Source organism: Nocardia vinacea NBRC 16497 (assembly GCF_000308835.1).
In the GTDB taxonomy this organism is placed as follows: domain Bacteria; phylum Actinomycetota; class Actinomycetes; order Mycobacteriales; family Mycobacteriaceae; genus Nocardia; species Nocardia vinacea.
In genome coordinates, this window is the sequence record NZ_BAGN01000006.1 from 1 (window position 1) to 16,244 (window position 16,244).

General features: G+C 63.7%; 17 protein-coding genes. 8 read left to right on the plus strand and 9 right to left on the minus strand.

Annotation, left to right across the window (positions count from 1 at the left end):
- Together ON44_RS00530 and ON44_RS00535 are read left to right on the plus strand one after the other, a co-directional pair.
- Positions 1-682 (plus strand): WD40 repeat domain-containing protein (locus ON44_RS00530; protein WP_169338021.1); only part of this gene is annotated, 682 nt, incomplete at its 5' end.
- Between the two features lie 111 nt (positions 683-793).
- Positions 794-1,315 (plus strand): RipA family octameric membrane protein, encoded by a 522-nt coding sequence (locus ON44_RS00535; RefSeq protein ID WP_245566951.1) that lies wholly within the window; start codon positions 794-796, stop codon positions 1,313-1,315.
- Positions 1,316-1,367: 52 nt separating this feature from the next.
- On the opposite strand, the gene ON44_RS00540 is transcribed toward ON44_RS00535, so the two are convergent.
- A complete protein-coding gene (locus ON44_RS00540) occupies positions 1,368-1,790 on the minus strand; it encodes an NUDIX domain-containing protein (RefSeq protein WP_040685760.1) in 423 nt (140 codons plus the stop codon).
- Between the two features lie 230 nt (positions 1,791-2,020).
- Here ON44_RS00540 and ON44_RS00545 point away from each other — a divergent pair, with 230 nt between their 5' ends.
- From ON44_RS00545 to ON44_RS00560, 4 genes are all read left to right on the plus strand, one after another.
- Complete coding sequence (locus ON44_RS00545; protein WP_051181247.1) at positions 2,021-2,605, plus strand: GNAT family N-acetyltransferase; 585 nt, start codon at positions 2,021-2,023, stop codon at positions 2,603-2,605.
- A 234-nt stretch (positions 2,606-2,839) separates the two neighbouring features.
- A complete protein-coding gene (locus tag ON44_RS00550) occupies positions 2,840-4,018 on the plus strand; it encodes a cytochrome P450 (RefSeq protein ID WP_218007497.1) in 1,179 nt (392 codons plus the stop codon).
- A 180-nt stretch (positions 4,019-4,198) separates the two neighbouring features.
- Positions 4,199-4,774 carry a hypothetical protein gene (locus ON44_RS46375; protein WP_051181251.1) on the plus strand — a complete coding sequence of 192 codons (576 nt, stop codon included), beginning with the start codon at positions 4,199-4,201 and terminating at the stop codon, positions 4,772-4,774.
- Positions 4,758-5,372, plus strand: coding sequence for a putative T7SS-secreted protein (locus ON44_RS00560; protein ID WP_040685761.1), 615 nt, complete (start codon positions 4,758-4,760; stop codon positions 5,370-5,372). The genes ON44_RS46375 and ON44_RS00560 overlap by 17 nt, the downstream gene beginning before the upstream one ends.
- Before the next feature lie 110 nt (positions 5,373-5,482).
- Here the strand turns inward: ON44_RS00560 and ON44_RS00565 are convergent, their stop codons facing one another.
- Together ON44_RS00565 and ON44_RS00570 are read right to left on the minus strand one after the other, a co-directional pair.
- On the minus strand, positions 5,483-5,959 hold the full coding sequence (locus tag ON44_RS00565; RefSeq protein ID WP_051181252.1) for a phage tail protein: 477 nt from the start codon (positions 5,957-5,959) through the stop codon (positions 5,483-5,485).
- Positions 5,956-7,881 carry a putative baseplate assembly protein gene (locus ON44_RS00570; protein WP_040685863.1) on the minus strand — a complete coding sequence of 642 codons (1,926 nt, stop codon included), beginning with the start codon at positions 7,879-7,881 and terminating at the stop codon, positions 5,956-5,958. The genes ON44_RS00565 and ON44_RS00570 overlap by 4 nt, the downstream gene beginning before the upstream one ends.
- 56 nt (positions 7,882-7,937) lie before the next feature.
- Here ON44_RS00570 and ON44_RS00575 point away from each other — a divergent pair, with 56 nt between their 5' ends.
- Entirely contained in the window at positions 7,938-8,351 is a 414-nt protein-coding gene (locus tag ON44_RS00575; RefSeq protein WP_040685762.1) for an effector-associated constant component EACC1, read from the plus strand.
- Positions 8,344-9,735 carry a caspase, EACC1-associated type gene (locus tag ON44_RS46380; RefSeq protein WP_051181256.1) on the plus strand — a complete coding sequence of 464 codons (1,392 nt, stop codon included), beginning with the start codon at positions 8,344-8,346 and terminating at the stop codon, positions 9,733-9,735. Before ON44_RS00575 ends, ON44_RS46380 begins: the two co-directional genes overlap by 8 nt.
- 272 nt (positions 9,736-10,007) lie before the next feature.
- Here the strand turns inward: ON44_RS46380 and ON44_RS00585 are convergent, their stop codons facing one another.
- The 6 genes from ON44_RS00585 to ON44_RS00615 all read right to left on the minus strand — a co-directional run bounded on the left by ON44_RS00585 (position 10,008) and on the right by ON44_RS00615 (position 16,228).
- Complete coding sequence (locus ON44_RS00585) at positions 10,008-10,322, minus strand: hypothetical protein (RefSeq protein WP_040685763.1); 315 nt, start codon at positions 10,320-10,322, stop codon at positions 10,008-10,010.
- An 11-nt stretch (positions 10,323-10,333) separates the two neighbouring features.
- Positions 10,334-11,797 (minus strand): hypothetical protein, encoded by a 1,464-nt coding sequence (locus tag ON44_RS00590; protein ID WP_051181258.1) that lies wholly within the window; start codon positions 11,795-11,797, stop codon positions 10,334-10,336.
- Positions 11,794-12,084: a WXG100 family type VII secretion target gene (locus tag ON44_RS00595; protein ID WP_040685764.1), complete on the minus strand. Its 291-nt coding sequence runs from the start codon at positions 12,082-12,084 to the stop codon at positions 11,794-11,796. The genes ON44_RS00590 and ON44_RS00595 overlap by 4 nt, the downstream gene beginning before the upstream one ends.
- A gap of 34 nt (positions 12,085-12,118) precedes the next feature.
- Positions 12,119-12,409, minus strand: coding sequence for a WXG100 family type VII secretion target (locus ON44_RS00600; RefSeq protein WP_040685866.1), 291 nt, complete (start codon positions 12,407-12,409; stop codon positions 12,119-12,121).
- 1,220 nt (positions 12,410-13,629) lie between these two features.
- Positions 13,630-15,069, minus strand: coding sequence for an ADP-ribosylglycohydrolase family protein (locus ON44_RS00610; protein WP_245566952.1), 1,440 nt, complete (start codon positions 15,067-15,069; stop codon positions 13,630-13,632).
- An 85-nt stretch (positions 15,070-15,154) separates the two neighbouring features.
- On the minus strand, positions 15,155-16,228 hold the full coding sequence (locus ON44_RS00615) for an ADP-ribosylglycohydrolase family protein (RefSeq protein WP_040685766.1): 1,074 nt from the start codon (positions 16,226-16,228) through the stop codon (positions 15,155-15,157).
- Between the last annotated feature and the right edge of the window lie 16 nt (positions 16,229-16,244).

The following is a 16,244-nucleotide window of genomic DNA, read 5'->3' on the forward strand; positions in this document are numbered from 1 at the left end:
CACCCGGCTGGCCTCCGGCAGCGACGACAAGACGCTGAGGCTGTGGGATGCGGCCACCGGTGAGCCCGTCGGTGCACCGCTCACCGGCCACACCAGCTCGGTGTACGCGGTGGCGTTCAGCCCCGATGGCACCCGGCTGGCCTCCGCCAGCGACGACAAGACGCTGAGGCTGTGGGATGTAGCCACCGGCGCACTGGTCGGTCAACCGCTCACCGGCCACACCGACGCGGTGTTGGACGTGGTGTTCAGCCCGGACGGTACTCGACTGGCCTCCGGTGGCCGTGACGGCACAGTGCGGCTGTGGGATGTGGCCACCGGTGCATCGGTCGGCGACCCGCTCACCGGCCCCACCGAATTCGTATATACGGTGGCGTTCAATCCCGCCGGGACCCTACTGGCCTCCGCCGGCCTGTTCAGTGACACGGTGCAGTTGTGGGATGTGGCCACCGGCGCGCCGGTCGGCGCCCCGCTCACCGGCCACACTCAATCGGTGTTGAGCGTCGCATTCAGTCCCGACGGGCGTCGGCTGGCCTCGGCCGGCATGGACGGCACCGTGCGGCTGCGGGATCGCCTCTGGGATATCGATGAAGCGTGCGAGCACGCCGCCCGCTACGTGACCCGCGAACAAATGCAGCCGTACCTGCCGCAGGACTGGACGCTGGCGTGCCACTATGCGCAGTGAACCTCCTCGAACCACTGGGATTCGATTCCGTTTAGCGCCGCACTCGGATCCGCCCCAGGAAGCCATCCGAATGAATGAGACTGTGCGCCACGACAGGAGGTCGAATTGCACGTGAACGATCCCCGGTCCGAGCTTCGCTCCAGACTCTGGAACGACACACCCGAAACGACCGGATCCGATGGGCAAACCACGACATACGACAGCGCCGTGCTCGAACAGTATCGGCTCTACGTCGAGATGGCAGACCGGGTCAGCGCACGGCGCGGGCTGGCGAACTCGTTCTTCCTCACACTGAACACCGGCATCGTCACCCTCGCCGTCACGGTCGGGAAAACCCCACCTGAGCGCGCCGCGTGGTGGCTGGTCATCCCCCTGCTCGCAATGCTGGGCCAATGCTTCGCCTGGCTCTACCTGGTGCGTAGCTACCGGCTGCTGAACAGCGCCAAATACCAAGTCGTCGGCGCACTGGAGGAACGTTTGCCCACCTCGCCGTTCTGGCGGGCGGAATGGTGGGCGCTCGGCGAAGGAACCGACCACTCCCGGTACTGGCCGCTGTCCCACATCGAGCAGTGGATCCCCGTTCTCTTCGCTCTCACATACGCCTTGGGCTTCTTCGCCGCGATCTTCGCATGACGCCGAGTGATCGAGGAAGGTGCCGCAGGACGGTCTGCTGACCGCGGCCGCGCTATTTGTCGTTGTTCCAGCTGTGCCAGAACGATCTTGTGCCGCTGGCGATGACGGCTTTCAGAGCGCTGGGGCGTAGGTCTGTGGTGTCGATCTGGTCTATTGGGAGCCAGTCGAATTCGAGGTGGTCTTCTTGGCTGGCCGGTGTGCTGTCGAGTTCTGCTTCGAAGATGAGATTGAGTTCGTGGTGTGTGTTGCCGTGATCGGTATACCGGTGCTCGATTACCCCGGCGAAGCCGGTGATCCTGCCTGCGGTTCCGAGTTCTTCGGCGAGTTCGCGGATGAGTGCGGATTCGACGGGTTCGCCGGGTTCGACATGTCCGCCGGGGAGGAAGGCCCAGGTTTTGCCGCGTTCGCGTGCCACGAGTAGCCGACCGCCATCGCGGATGATCGCACGGGCAATGATTTCGGTGGCGGCGCTCATCGATGGCTCTTCGTGTCGAAGGTCGTTTTATTAGAACCGGAACCGGACGATGCGAGTGGAGCGTTTCATGCCCGGCAGCAGGTTCAAGAGACGGAGCATGCGGCGTGCGTTCGCGGGTGCCTTGGCCAGCAGCAGCGGTGAGTCATTCATCGTGCCTGCGGTACTCGGAAATGGAAGTGGTAATGGTGACACCGGGCCGATATCCTGTGCATATTGTGGGGAGGCTGACCATGGACGATGCCCTGCAAATACCGCGTCTGAGAGCCACCGCAGACTTGGAACTGCGCCCGTGGTCGTTGTCTGCGGCAGACCTCGAGCTTGTTAGGGAAGCCTCTGCCGACGACCTGATTCCTATAACCACGGTGCCGGCGACCTTCTCGCGCGAGGCCGCAACGCGGTTTGTCGAACGCCAGCGGCAACGAGCGACCGATCGAACCGGATATCCGATGGTGATCGTCCGGCGACGGGACAACACACCACTGGGAAGTATCGACCTGTGGTTGAAGGACATCGACGAAGGCCGCGCATCGCTCGGCTACTGGGTGGTCCGCTCTGCCCGCGGCCATGGCGTCGCCGCGCATGCTCTGGCGGCAATGGCTACCTGGGCGCTGGAAGAGCTGCATATCCCACGGCTCCAGCTCTATGTGGAACCTTGGAACCGCGCTTCGATCCGCACTGCGGAGAGAGCCGGTTTCGAATGCGAAGGGCTCCTCAGATCGTGGCAGAAGGTCGGCAATCGACGCCGCGACATGTTCATGTACGCGCGCCTGGCAACGGGAACCCTCGCCGAGGCGGATCGGGTTTGCACCGGTTAGACCTCAATGACCGGTTGCCGGCGGTCGCGGGTGATCGTGAACCGATATCACTGCTGGCACAGTGTTCGATAGGCCCCGGCCGGGGTACTCGGCTCGTGGTCGACCTCCACGGCCTCGCTTGTTAAATGCGTAGTCGCGACTACGCTTGATCTGCGTTTGTACGCACAGCCAGTGGATGAATCCGCTCGAAAACATCTGATGAATCGCTCACCCTCTCTATGAGAGGACCGTCCGATGGGTTTTGCAGAAATGCGCCGGTTCCGGCGTGATCCGTTGGGTTTCCTCGAGAATCTGCGCCGGACCAGCCCGGTAGAGGTGTTCGGGCTGCCGTGGGGCGGGTGGTGTGTCGGCGATACGGGTCTGGCGCTGACGGTGTTGAGTGACCGCGCTTTCAATGCGGGGAAGTCCGGGTTCTTCGGTTCTATGCTGCCTTCGCGGTCTGCTCAGGTCGATTTCGGCCGCGCGGTGCGCGCGTTTCTGCGGACGCATACGCCCGAGTATCGCGAGTCCCTGGCGGCGGCGGTGATCGAAATGCCCTCCGTCACCCGCTGGCCCGCAGCGGGGGTCGAGCTGGTGTATCGGTGCACCGCGGACGTGTTGCTGCACCCCGATGGTTCTCCCGAGTTGCGGCAGTTACTGGAGCGAAATGCACGCGTGGGCGCGCTTCGCCCGGCCCGAATGGCGCAGCGGGCGCGGGCGCAGCTGCTGCGCGCCAAGCTGTCCACCGCGCTGAACGAGCAGATCCGGGACCGGCGCAGCGCCACCGGCCGCACTGCGCAAGCCGAACCACGGGATCTGCTCGATGCCGTGATCGGTGCCTGTCCCGACGGCGTCGCCGATACAACGGTGGCGCAGCTGTATGTGCTGATGTTCCGGTCCATTGTGGGACCGCTGGGCTACTCGCTCGCGTGGTCGGTGCTGCTGGGCAGTCTCCACTCGCCCGGCTCACCATGGCCTTGGCCCGTCGACTGGGTGGTGCGTGAGGCCCTGCGGCACCGGCCGGTCTCCTGGATGGTCAGCCGTCCCGTCCCCTATCCCGCCGAGTTCGGGGGGATCGCCTTCCAGACCGGCGACCTGCTGTCCGTCAGCCCCTATCTGCTCCATCACGACAACAAACACTGGACCAAACCAGGGGCATTCCAACCCGACCGCTGGATTCGACCGCGCGAACACGGCCCATTTGTGCCCTTCAGTTCCGGCCCCTTCACCTGCGCCGGCGCCGCGGTCGCCCACGATCTGGTCACCGATGCAGCCACCACCCTGGTCGAGAACACCTCTCTGCGCGTCATCGGCGGCGGTGATACCCGCCCGATCGTGACCAATGCCGCGACCCCCAGGCCGTTCACCGTGCGGCGTACCCCCACAAGCCCTGTCCGCGCCCGACCGAGCCATAGGAAGGAGGTGACATCATGATCAAGGCATTGCGGTTCATCATCACCAACAAGCCGACCCGTACCTGGGACCCTGCTCAATACGGATGATTCTGCTATCGGCTGTATGGCTCAACCAGCTCTCGGTCATCGGTGGCGCCCCCGATGACATCGCGTTTCCATCGGGGTCTTTGGAGCGGATGAAACGTCCCGAGATCCCAACTTGTATGGCGGGGATTCGGGGACACCATCGTGGTGGGACAAGATCGTCGACTACGTCGAGGGCGAGGTGTGGCCCAACGCCAAAACCGACACCGCTTATCGAGCGGTTTTCAGCTGCTCGCAGCCGGTGAAGGCTGCGTTCGAGACCTTCACTGAGCGCTGGTCATGGGGTGTGCGGGCGCTGGTGCACGCGGGCAACGAGATCGCGAAGACGTTGGGGTTGGCGGCGGGGCGCTATCACATCATGGATGAGAAGTTCTCGAACACGTTCAAGGAGATGTTCACGCAGCTGACGGGCAACCCGCATCTGTCGAAGGAAGAGATCGATGCGCGGTCGTGGGGAGAGACGTTGGCCGACAATCAGTTCAACCAGATCCGCCATACCGATTACAGCGCCGAATCGTTCCAGAATGCCTTCACTCATATCGGCACGAACGTCAAGGTGGTCGAGGCGGTGGGCCCGGAACAACGGTCCGATACCGGGGATCCCGCGGCATTGGAATACCGGTGCTGCCGAGCGGGCGGCGGAGATCATGAATGGCCAAGGTGGGGGCGAATAGGTGAGTGGTCTCGGTGATTTCGTCAACAAGGTTGGTGACGCGGTCGAGCACGGCGTCGAATCGGTCACCCAGAAGGCCGGTGAGCTCGCCGATGCTGGTTTGGACGCGGCAGCGGGGCTGGCGCGCAAGGTCGGTGCCGACGGGGTCGCGGAGAACCTCGACGACCTAGGGGACAAGATCGCCGATCTGGCTGGCGGTGAAATCAAAGAACGCGAACTCGGACAGACCACCGACCCGACAGAGCTGATCCGGGGTGAGCCCTCGGCAATCCACGACGCGGTCGAAGCGTTGCAGAAGATGGGCGACTCGATCGGCAAGACCGGCGACGCGCTCCGCACGGTGAACACCGCGGACTGGACCGGGTCGGCGGCGGAGGAGTTTCACACCGAGTTCGCGAAGCAGCCGAAGCTGTGGTGGGAGGGCGCCGATGCGATGCACAAGGCATCGGGTGTGCTCGACGGCTGGTACCACGAGGTCACCGCCGCGCAAACCAAAGCCGCTGATGCGATCGCGAAATGGGAAGCGGCCGACACCGAGGAAACCACGAGGAAGAACCAGTGGAATGCCCTGTCGGATGAGCAGAAACGCAAGACACCACTGACCGACACGTGCTAAGACGACAGGACTCGATGGTCGGGAACTGCGTCGAGCAGATCGGTCCGGTTCGAACAAACTCCCGCCGGGTCGACTTGAAAGCCCCTCCCGAGGACCGGACCTTGTCTGCGTCAAATGAACTCGACGTCGGCTGTGACGTGTGCGGGGGTGGCGTTGGCGACCAGTGCCTCGAGGCGGTGGTGATCGATTTCGATCCCAGGAGGAACGGTCAATTGGACGACTACCCATGGCCGTGGGCCTTCGAATCCCTCGATGATCACGGGTTCGAGGCCGGTGTCGGCACGAACCAGGGCCGCGAGACCGCGGCGGGTGCCCCACCATCGAGAGATCTCGTGTGCGGTCGCGACGAGGCGGCGGCGTTGTTCCAGTGATGGCTGTTGGTATGTGTACACGCCGAGGACACCGGCTAGCCAGTCAACGATTCCGGCGGGTGCCGTCTGTGCGTCGAGGTAGGTATCGAGACCGTCGACCACGTCGAAGATCGGCGCGAGTATCGCGTCGATGGCCGCCGCAGCGGCACGAACCGAAGGATCGTCGCGGAGTTCGGCTGGGAGTTCCCTGGCGACCGAGCGTCGCGGTGTGGTCATCGCTCTATCACCCGGATCTGGTGATCAAGTCCGAACGGCAACGCGTATCGAGCGACTTCGATTCGCCGGACGGCTTCGGACCGCCTTCCGGTGACCGGGTTCGCTGGAAATATGTGAACGTCGTCGACATAGTCGATTCCCGGAACCCGTTCCAGCACGGCATACACGTCACCGATTCCGACAGGACGTCCGAAAGACCAACCGGTACTGTCTGTTCCGCCTTCCAGCGGGTCGAAATGGCTGTATAGCGCCGCGAGTGCCGACCGCTGTAATTCGTTGCGATCAGCGAACGGGCTTGCGACTACCCTGCAAACCAACGAGAACCCCTGATACGAAACGGGTTCCATGCTGAGTTTGACACCGATTACCCGTCGTTCCTCTAGAAACGACACGACCCTGTCCATTGTGTCCGGACTGATCCGCAACTGGTCGAATTCGATACGGCCCGAACGGTTTCTGGCTACAGCGGGTACCAACAGCAGCCGGATTGTGCCGTCGTCTGCGGTGGAGCAATGCACTCGTGCGAGCTCCGGGGCGATATTGCGAGTCAGCTGTTCGAAGTCCTGAGCGGTGACCGCTCGATCGCGGGTCCTGAACTCCAGCGCGGAACGCTGCCGCAGCTGCTCGTCGGATTCTCCTTCGGTGCCGCCTATCCCGTGGGACAGATTCTCCACGCGATGTGCCGGTAGGCCGGTGACGCGTGTCTGTAGCTTGCTCAGTGCGCCAACGGCGATGTTGCCGGCTACTCCACCGCCCGACCAGTACCGGACAGCACGAATGAGCGCGTCTGAGGGTGGGCACTCTCCGTGCAGGTGCGCGGCTCCGTCGGCTTGATGGACTAATTGACCGAATATCACCTGACCGGACATTGGATCGATCAGCACATGTCGGTCGTACGGGCCACTATCCGCGAAGGTCGATACCAGGTGCCATGGTTTCCAGTCATCGTCCTCGAGGACCTCTATCACGGGCGGCTCGAAATTGAGCGTTACTGGATGGTGCCGCAGGGTGAACCGTTGGCCGGGAGTCCCATCGGAGACACCTAACGGCTCATCTTCGATCAGTCTGCCGTGGACCGCCGAACACGTGGCACCCGCTGTCGCCGCCCTGATCGAATTGATTGTCGGGGAAGCGGTGTAGGTCGGCTGGCCGGGCTCGGACGCGGTCACCCGGCAGCGGACCCAACCGGCTTCGCGTTCGGCGAAGTTCGCGATCGCATGGCGCCGCGGCAGGTGCAGCACGAGCTCGCCGCTCACGCACAGGCCGCTGGTTTCGTCACGCTCTACCTCGCATGCGAGCCATCCATCGCCGCACCACGCCTCCCACACGATCGGCGGGTTGCGAGGATCGATGCCGATTCCTGACAGCTGGCAATCGATGATCAGCGAGATCGCGCACATCGACGCGGTGGCCGAAAGGCCGAGCAGCAGAACGTTTCCGGCTGTCACCTGTTCACCGAAAGCCGTGACCGGCTCACCGCTGAGGAGCGTATTGGTCAGGTCGGTCACTGTACTGTCGTCTGCCGCCTGGTCGGCGCACGCGACCAACGAGATCGGGACGAGGTTGAGCGGCTTGTCGGTCGTGAACACCACGGTGCCGGATTCGTCGGAGATCTCGGTACCCCGTGGTATCACCACTTCGTGGCTCAATGGGTCGAGCAACCAGATCGTCACAGGCACTGTGGCAGCGGTCGGTGGGTGCCGCTGAACTCCAACCAGATTGAGCAATGACCGATGAAGTCGATCGGGCAGTTGGTTGACTCGGTAGACGAGCTGATCGACGACCATCGCGGTGGCCTCGAGCAATGCCTGCTGTGCTTGCTGTGACACCGGTTGGAGTCCGCGACTGCGTTGCGCGACATGGCGTTGCGCCTGTTCGAGTAGATCTTGGAAGCGTCGAGTGTCGAGGAGGGGATCTGTCATCGCTTCTTTCCAGTGGTCGCCGCTGATCAGCATTCCATCGGGTACCTCAGCGTGTCATGCTGATCGATGTGGACGGCCGGTCAGAACGAGCAACGATCGTGGTTCGGGTCGACCCGATCAGCTCGGTGTACGACGCGAACCACATCGGATGGCGCAAGCAGGCGAGCACGCTGAGCACTTCACTTTCGGCCGCGAACATCGGCGCCGTCCGCAAAGTCGGTGGCAGCGCCGACGGAAGCAAGGGAACGCTGGACGAAGTGATCATCGCCCTCGGTAGCGCGGGTGCGATCACCGCGGCGGTCGAGATCTTTCGCAGCTGGCTGAGCCGGGACCGTTCACGGGAGATAAAGCTGACGATCGAGTCCGAGGGGAAGAAGACGACGATCGCGTTGAATGCCAGCAGTACCGGCGATTCGACTGTCGAATCGATCATGCTTGCGGCGTTGGAGCGCAACCGCGGCGATGGGTGAGCGTGTCCACAAGGCTCTCCTCATTGCCAACTGGGATTTCCCGCGCGACCCGGATCAGTTGCCGCCGTTGAGCGGACCGAGTGAAGATGCCAGGCAACTGCGTGACGTGCTGATCAGTCAGCGCACGGGTTTGCACGATCCTCAGCACGTGGAGATTCTCGCGAATCGGACCCGCGGTGCGGTGCTCCGGCGGATCGAGGACTTCTTCCAGGACGCCGATCCCGATGATCAACTGCTGCTGTACTACAGCGGGCACGGCAAGCTCAATCTGTTCGACGAGCTCCACCTTTGTGCCGCTGATACCACGGCCGATCGATTGGTGTCGAGTGCGATCGGTACGAGCGCGATAAGCACCATTGTGGACGCCTCTCCGGCTGGCGCCAAGATCCTCATACTGGACTGCTGCTATTCCGGGAGCTTCAAAGGCGGCGAGAACATGCCGGGCAGGCTCGCGGGTGAGGGACGGTTCGTGTTGACCGCGTCCCGCGGTGCCGAGCTTGCCCCGGATGCCGGGAAAGACGAAACAACCAGTCCCTTCACCGGATTCCTGATCGAGGCGTTGGCGGCCGAGGCCGAGGACAGTGATGGCGACGGGTACCTGTCCATCGAGGATGTATACACCTATGTGTCCGACAGAATGCGTCGGCGACAGCTTTCTCGTCCCCAACGCAGCTTTGCCGCTGCGGTTGACGTGATCGCGCTTGCCAAGACTCCGTCGGCTGCGGGGCCGGGGTCGGCTCGCACCTCAGCGCTGGTCAGCCGGCCGCGCCCGTTGCTGGGAGTCTCTCTCGCGGTGCGGGAAGAAGTTGAACGAGGACGCGCGGCAGAGCGATCGGGGCAGTTGTGGGTTGCGCGCGAGGCATACAAACGGGCGGTGGACAGCAACGCTGGTGACTGGAGTGCCTTGGCGGCCGATCTACTGGGCGTCATTTTGCACGCCGACGGCGACATTGCTGGAGCGAAGTCGGCCTACAACTACGTTGTCGCATCGGGACATCCGGAGTGGGCGCCGCGCGCAGCGGTACGCCTCGGTGAGCTGGCTGTCGCGACCGGAGCACTCGACGATGCGGAAACCGCGTTCCGGCAAGCGCTGCGCGCCTCGCACTCGACCTGGTCGCCGGCTGCGGCCAACCATCTCGCTGATCTTCTCGCTGAGCGGGGCGAAACGCAGGCGGCACGGGAGTTATACGAACAGGCTGCCCGCAGCGGGCATCCCGAGTGGGCTCCTCGCGCCCTCGTCATGCTCGGTACTTTGCTGGCCGGTGACGGTGAGTTCATGGCTGCGAAGGCGTCATATCGCCGCGCGGTCCTGGCCGATAGCCGAGCGTGGACGAGCGAAGCGCTCGCTAAACTCCGCGACCTCGAAAACCCTTCGGCGCCATGACAAGGGAGACGCCATCGTTCCGGCATCAGCATAGGTCGTCGCCAACCGCGTTGTATTCGGCAACGGCGTGGTTGTAGCGGATCTGGCGTTCCTCGCGCCGCGTGGCCGGGGCCTGGTGGTCCGGCTCGGGCCGGCGGTGACGCTGGGCACGCTGTCGTGGCCGGGGTTCGTGCCGGACGAGGTGGCTGGGGCGCCGCCACGGTCGCCCTGGTCAGGACGCGAAAACGGCGGGCCGAACGGCCCGCCGTGCTGTTCTCGGCGCTGATTTCGGCTCAGTTGCCGGGGTTGGCGTCGCGGTCGTGGCTGGTGGGGTGGCCGTCCTTGTCGTACCACTGGCCGTTCGTGTCGCGGGTCCAGCCTTCGAATTCGGTGCCGATCAGGCTGTCGACCCCCCAGCGTTCCCCCAGGCCGAGTGAGGGGGACCGTGCAGGTTCGGGTGGGGCATTGCGGCGTTTCTCGTTGAATGCGGCGAGTATCTCGCGATTGCGCGCCCGTTCTTCATCAGAAGGGATCAAGCCTCGCGCTTCCGATTCCTCGCGACTGTAGAAGGTGAAGCGGCCTACTTTTTCCGATTCCGGTTCCGGCATGGGTGTGTCTCCTATCGTTCGGTCAGCGTGATAATGGTGCGACCCGTTTGCGGATCGGTCACTTTGCTCTCGCAGTAGAATTCGGTACCCGTTTTGAACATGACTTCGTCGGGAGTCCCGCCGTAGTCGTGGACTTGCCGCCCACTCTTGCTCACTATCTGGAATTCGGTGTTCGTGGTGTTGGTCATGAGCTCGTTACCGCCGCGACTGGAACTGTTCATGAACCCGTTCACCGGTCCCGCTTCTCCGGGCTGGAATCGCGCGAGTTCCTCGGGCGTCATCTGAATATTCCGGGTCACCGGACCTTGGTACGGGGGCAACTTGTCCAACGCGGCATTGATCCGGAGAGCTTCCGCCTGCTGATCGGCGGTGAGGTTCCCTTCACGCAGCCCGCGAATCAGGTCCCGGCTGGGGCCGCGGGTCAGCATCCATCGTTCCTCGTTGGACATCTCACCGGTGAACTGTGTCGGTGCCGTTTTCGGCTCCACCTTCGGCGTCGCCTTGGCCTTCAAGTCCTTGATGCGTTTCAGTTCTTTCGCATGTTTGGCAAGGGTTTGTTCGGATTTCACTCCTTTTGCGATGGCCCGGTTGGCCTTGAACGCATCGATGAGCGCGCGGATCGGGCGCGCGAATCGGGCGGCGATGGCCACGACACGCGCGCTGGCCACGGCGGCGCCGATACCGAAGGTCACCACGCTTGCCGCGATGGCGATTGCGACGGTGATGAGCAGCTCTTTGAGGAGCTCTTCGCCCAGGTCCTCGAGGACCTTTTTCATGTTTTCGCGCAGCTCGACCAGGCCGTCGTGGTGGTCTTTCGCGCTGGCGGACAGTTCATAGAATGCGGCGGTGGTGGTCAGGGCGGCGTCACGCAGGGCGCGCAGATCTTCATCGATGTGTTCGTATTCGGGGCTGACAATCGCCTCGAACGACCAGGCGACCCGTTCCAACTCCCCCGCCATCTTTGCCACCGGTCCGGCGTCGGCAATCTTGGTCCAGGTGTCGGCGGCGCGTGCGAGTAGATCGACATTGCCGTCCGGGATGGTGATCCCGATGGCTTCGGCCAGTTTCACACCGCCGTCTATGAGCCCTTGGCCGGGTCCTCCGGCGCTCGGCAGCGGCACCCGGCACAGATATGCCACGGGGCCAGGGGTGGCCGGTTTATCCGGTGCCGGGGTGTCGGTGCCGACCGTCGCGTTGTATTCGGCAACGGCGTGGTTGTAGCCGATTTCCAGCAACACGCACCCGTAGGCGTGCACCGCTTCGGCGAGGTCATTGGACATGTCCAATAGCTCTTCTGCGCGCATGTCGTAGGTCTTGGCCCATTTCTTGGCCTCGTCGTACGACCCGGTCATGGCGTGGCATTGGTTGAGGGTCGGCCAGAACGAATCAACGGAGGCGAACCAGTCGGAGGCCAGAGAGACGAGCTTGTTACCGGCGTCGTAGTAGACGCTGGTGTCGACATCGAGAACGGTCACGCGCGGCCCAGGGTGCGCAGGTTGGCCGTGACAGCGTCGCCGTAGGCGGTGTGCGCGGTGCGGGCTGCGGCCTGCATGGCCTCGATTCCTTCCCGAACCTCCTGCGCCGCAGTAGCCCATTCCCGGTGCGCTTCGGCTTGCTTGTCGGCGGCGTGGCCGTTCCAGCTCTGTTGCATCACGGCCATGCGTTCATCGATCTCGCGTAGAGATTCCCGTAGGAAATCGTTCAGTCCACCGATGCGGGCGGTTACGTCGTCCAGGTGGTCGAGATCGACCTGATACCTCATGTGCCACAGTCCTGTTCGGTTACGGCGGAACCAGCTACGGGAGATCCAGCGAGGATTGCCGCAGCCCGGTGGCGTTGGCAGTATCGGTGCCGGTGTATTCGACACCTACCACACCGAGCAGCTCAGCCATGGTGTTCAGGGCCTCGAGCACCTGCAAGGCGCCGTCGCGGGTCTCCTCCCACCCCGTCGAATAGGCGGTGGCCGCAGTGCCTTTCCAGCTCGACATCAGCCCCTGCACGTCTGCGTCGGCCGAGCGCACACCGTTGACGAGAGTTTGCGCGGTCCGCTGCACATACTGTCCGGCATCGGAAACATGTTCGGGCACAATCGCAAATGGTGAGCCGGTGGTTGATGAACCTTCAGCCATGCACGTTCTCTCAGTCGTCGGTCGGTGTTGGTCTCAGTAGGTTAGACGCGAACCACGCACGTTCGGTTCCATCAGAGACCTCTCGATCCGAACCACGCATCGGTGGTCACTCGTGAACAAGCTAGTCGCCGGATAGGACGACAACTCCGGTGGTCTGAATCCTCAAGGGCGGTCGTGGATGTCGGTTCGTCGCCGCGAGCGCGCGGATGAGGACGTTGACGAGTTTGCGTTGTTCTCGGTCCAGGAATGCTGCGAATGCTGCTTCCGGGTTGGCGGGGTGTATGCCTCGTCGAGTTCGAGCGCGATACTGGACCGGTGCGCGACATCGCGCACGTTGCGCTTCAGGGCTCGAGCGGCGGCGGCGTGGATGGTGTCGATCGAGGACGTGCTCGGGGTTGTCGATCAACCGGCTGACCGTGGTCAGGAATCAGGACGACATCAGTCCGGTGCGCGTCGCTGTCATCGTCACGGTGATGGCCAGCCCTGATGTGACGGCCTTGTACGGCCATTGCCTCGGCCGGTTACATCTGGCGTGGCGGACCAGGCCGGGTTGGTTCGCAGGTGCTCACTGCAACGGTGACGGCGGTCCTGGCAGCCACGAGCCGCTGTTCGAACATGTTCGGGTAGGCGGTCGGATCCCGACCCGGGGCGGGCATCTGGTGTTTCTGGAAACTGAGACCTGCCGCCGCCTATTGGGTCGGCTCGATGCCGCGTGGCCGATGCCGATGCGGAAGAGCGGGGCACTGCGCGATCGGGTCGCCGCGCATCGGGCGGCGCGGACCCTGCTCGGTCGAATTCTCGAGTACGGCGAACGGCTGTCGGCGACGGATAACACGTTGCGCCGCACCGGTTTTTCGGTGCCCGACGGGGCGAAGTCGGATGAGGTGGCTCACCTTCTCGAAGCGTTCGCTGGGGTGGAGGCGGAGCTCGCGTGGCAGCAGACCAAGATGCCCCTGGCTCACCTCACCGACCAGCTCGACACCTGGTGTCGTGATTCCCGGGCACCCAGCAATTTGCGCGAACTGGCCGAGCGTTCGCGGAAAGTCTGCCGAGGACGATGGAGACCAGCCGCGGTAGAGCGTTGGCTGAATTTCCTGGCCGCGCATGCCGAGTCCGATCCCGGGGCGCCTGGGCACGAATGCGATGACAGGCGGCGGATACTGGCCGGTCAATCGTGGTCATCTCGAAGATGCGCCGGACAGCCATCGTCGAGCGCGGCCGAATACAGAATTCTTGCGTCCACGTGTTCGATCGATCGAGTTGCACCAGCGGGGCAACGCCTCTCGTGCGGCAAGCCATGTCTGGGGTATCCCAACGATCGGGCCCGGGCGGTTGCCGGTGTAGGCGGCGACGATCCCGCCGACGATGGCGCTGGTGGTGTCGATATCTCCGTCTGCCGCAATACATGTGGCGACTGCAGCCGGGTAGTCGTCCAGATATGTTGCCGCGACCCACATTGTGAACGGCACCGTGTTCTGTGCGGTGACCAGGGATCCGTTGCCGAGTTCGTTCGCGGCTTCGGTGGCGGGGGCTCCGAGCAGGGTGCGGGCGCGGCGGATCAGCCGGGTCGTGTCACTGTGGTCGAGGTGGTCCAGGACGCTGGTGATGAATTCGGTTGGTGTGGGCCGTGTCCCGTTCAGGCGGGCATGTGCGGCGTGGGCTGCGGCGAGTGCAACCGCGACGGCACCGGTGACCCCTTCGGCATGCAGATGCGTCACCTGGGCCGACCGGACCGCTTCGGCGACAACCTTTTCCGGATCGCCGGCATAAAAGGCACCCAACGGGGCAACCCGCATGGCCGCACCGTTGCCACAGGAACCCTCGTCACCGAACGCGGCTGCGGCCGCCTTGCGCCAATGCACGCCATCGCGGACTCGGCGCAAGGTGCCGACCGTGGCGAAGCCGTAGTCACGGGCCGGGTCGAAGCGTCGCGCGAAAGCGGTGGCAAGCCGATCCTGGTCGATCCCGCCGCGACTGCTCAGCTCGGTAACCACTGAGCAGGCCATCTCGGTGTCGTCGGTCCACCCCCACGGTCCGGCAGGAAGATTACCTGCCCGAAGATCTGCGATGGATCGGCGCATGATCGGGAACTGCTGGCCCAAAGCGTCCCCCACGGACAGTCCATCCAAAGAATCAAGCATCAAGTCGACATGCATTGCGTCTGATGATAGCCAAGGGGAAGACGATCTACGCGGATGGCGAATGTGTGTCTGAATCTTCAACGGCGGCCGTGGATGTCGGTTCGACGCTGCAAGGGCGCGGATGAGTTCGGTGACGTGTTTGCGTTGCTCGCGCCCAGGAGAGCTGCTTCCGGTTGGCGGGGTGTGTGGCTCGTCGAGTTCGAGCGCGATTCCGGCCCCGTGCGCCACATCGCGCACATCGAGCTTCAAGGCTTGGATACAGCGCGAATGACGTCGATCGAGGACGGGGTACTCGGGGTTGTCGATCATTTTCTCATTTCTTGCGCCCCTGAGTCTCCTCAACAGGATTTGCCTGGTACGGCAGGGCAGCCGGTTGGCTTTAGGCCGGGTGAGCGGTCTGTGGGGCAAGGCGGACGACGCGGTCCCTGCCGCATCAAGCCAGGTCAGACCATGCCCAGACGTCGGCTCCGGCGCCATCCTCTTGCCGTCCGAATCGGAATTCGTCTGGCGATCTCCGAGAACCAGCAGACCAGTCACGTGAACCAACGAACGACCCTTACGGTCACTCGTCGAAGGGGTACCGGTCGTGTAACGCGGACCGGTCGCCGACAAAGTAGTTCAGGACGAGGTCGTCAGCGACTTGGATCAGCACATCGCGACCCTCGACTACGGATGCCCACTCCATCGGCAGCCCGGACACACCCTGGGCGGCACCGATCAGGTTGCCGGCGACCGCACCGGTGGAATCGGAGTCACCGGAATGATTCACCGACAACAGCAGTGCTGCGCGCACATCGCCGGTCCGGACCGCGTACAGGGCGCAGTACACCGCGATGGCCAGGCACTCTTCTGCGATCCACCCCGCGCCGACCTGCTCGACCGTTTCAGCGGTCGCCACGCCCTCGGACAGTTCGACAGCGCGGGTCAGCGCCGCGATGGTTTCCGCACCTGCGCGGAATGCCGCGAGTTGAGTAATGGTTTGCTGCACGGCAATCGGCAGTTCGACACCGCTGACAACACGATCGATCAGTGCCGCGAACGCACCCGCGGCGAGGTATCCCGTGGGATGCCCGTGGGTCAATTGCGCGCTCCGAGCGGCCGTGGTGAATGCGAGATCACCGCCCGCTCCGGCCAGTCCGAACGGTGCCGACCGCATTACTGTGCCGCAACCTTTCGAGCCCGGATTCACCGGACCGGGTTCGTCGAGCATGCCTGGGGCGAGATACCCCAGTGTCTGCTTGTTCAGCCCGGACATACAGGCATTCCCCGGTGCCCGCGCCGCATACAGAAACGGCTGACTCGCCAGCCAGCCATCACTGTCTGGTACGGGAGCATCCGGTGTCTGGGTCTGCAACCAGCGCAGATACGCCTTCCGCAGCGCCGGCACCGGGTCGACACCCGGAACGGACCGCAACAGACCCTCCGCAGTGAACAACGTCATCTGGGTGTCATCGGTAATCTGCTGCGGCGCACCCGCGTCGTGCTGAGGCAGAAAGCCCTGCACGCCCTCGGCTCCGTACCGCTGGCGAATCTGCGCTAGTTGCAAGAATTCGATAGGCCATCCGAGCGCGTCACCAATCGCCCCACCCAGCAGTGAGCCGCGGACTCGGTCGAAGACCAGCGTGTAATCACCCACGGGACACCATCATTGC

What these genes read in the sequence shown, in the direction of transcription:
- ON44_RS00575 (WP_040685762.1), top strand. Translation starts at nt 7,938, where the DNA reads ATGCTGATCGATGTGGACGGCCGGTCAGAACGAGCAACGATCGTGGTT.
- ON44_RS00570 (WP_040685863.1), bottom strand. Translation starts at nt 7,881, where the DNA reads ATGACAGATCCCCTCCTCGACACTCGACGCTTCCAAGATCTACTCGAA.
- ON44_RS00610 (WP_245566952.1), bottom strand. Translation starts at nt 15,069, where the DNA reads ATGGCGCCGGAGCCGACGTCTGGGCATGGTCTGACCTGGCTTGATGCG.
- ON44_RS46380 (WP_051181256.1), top strand. Translation starts at nt 8,344, where the DNA reads ATGGGTGAGCGTGTCCACAAGGCTCTCCTCATTGCCAACTGGGATTTC.
- ON44_RS00565 (WP_051181252.1), bottom strand. Translation starts at nt 5,959, where the DNA reads ATGACCACACCGCGACGCTCGGTCGCCAGGGAACTCCCAGCCGAACTC.
- ON44_RS00550 (WP_218007497.1), top strand. Translation starts at nt 2,840, where the DNA reads ATGGGTTTTGCAGAAATGCGCCGGTTCCGGCGTGATCCGTTGGGTTTC.
- ON44_RS00595 (WP_040685764.1), bottom strand. Translation starts at nt 12,084, where the DNA reads ATGAGGTATCAGGTCGATCTCGACCACCTGGACGACGTAACCGCCCGC.
- ON44_RS00540 (WP_040685760.1), bottom strand. Translation starts at nt 1,790, where the DNA reads ATGAGCGCCGCCACCGAAATCATTGCCCGTGCGATCATCCGCGATGGC.
- ON44_RS00585 (WP_040685763.1), bottom strand. Translation starts at nt 10,322, where the DNA reads ATGCCGGAACCGGAATCGGAAAAAGTAGGCCGCTTCACCTTCTACAGT.
- ON44_RS00545 (WP_051181247.1), top strand. Translation starts at nt 2,021, where the DNA reads ATGGACGATGCCCTGCAAATACCGCGTCTGAGAGCCACCGCAGACTTG.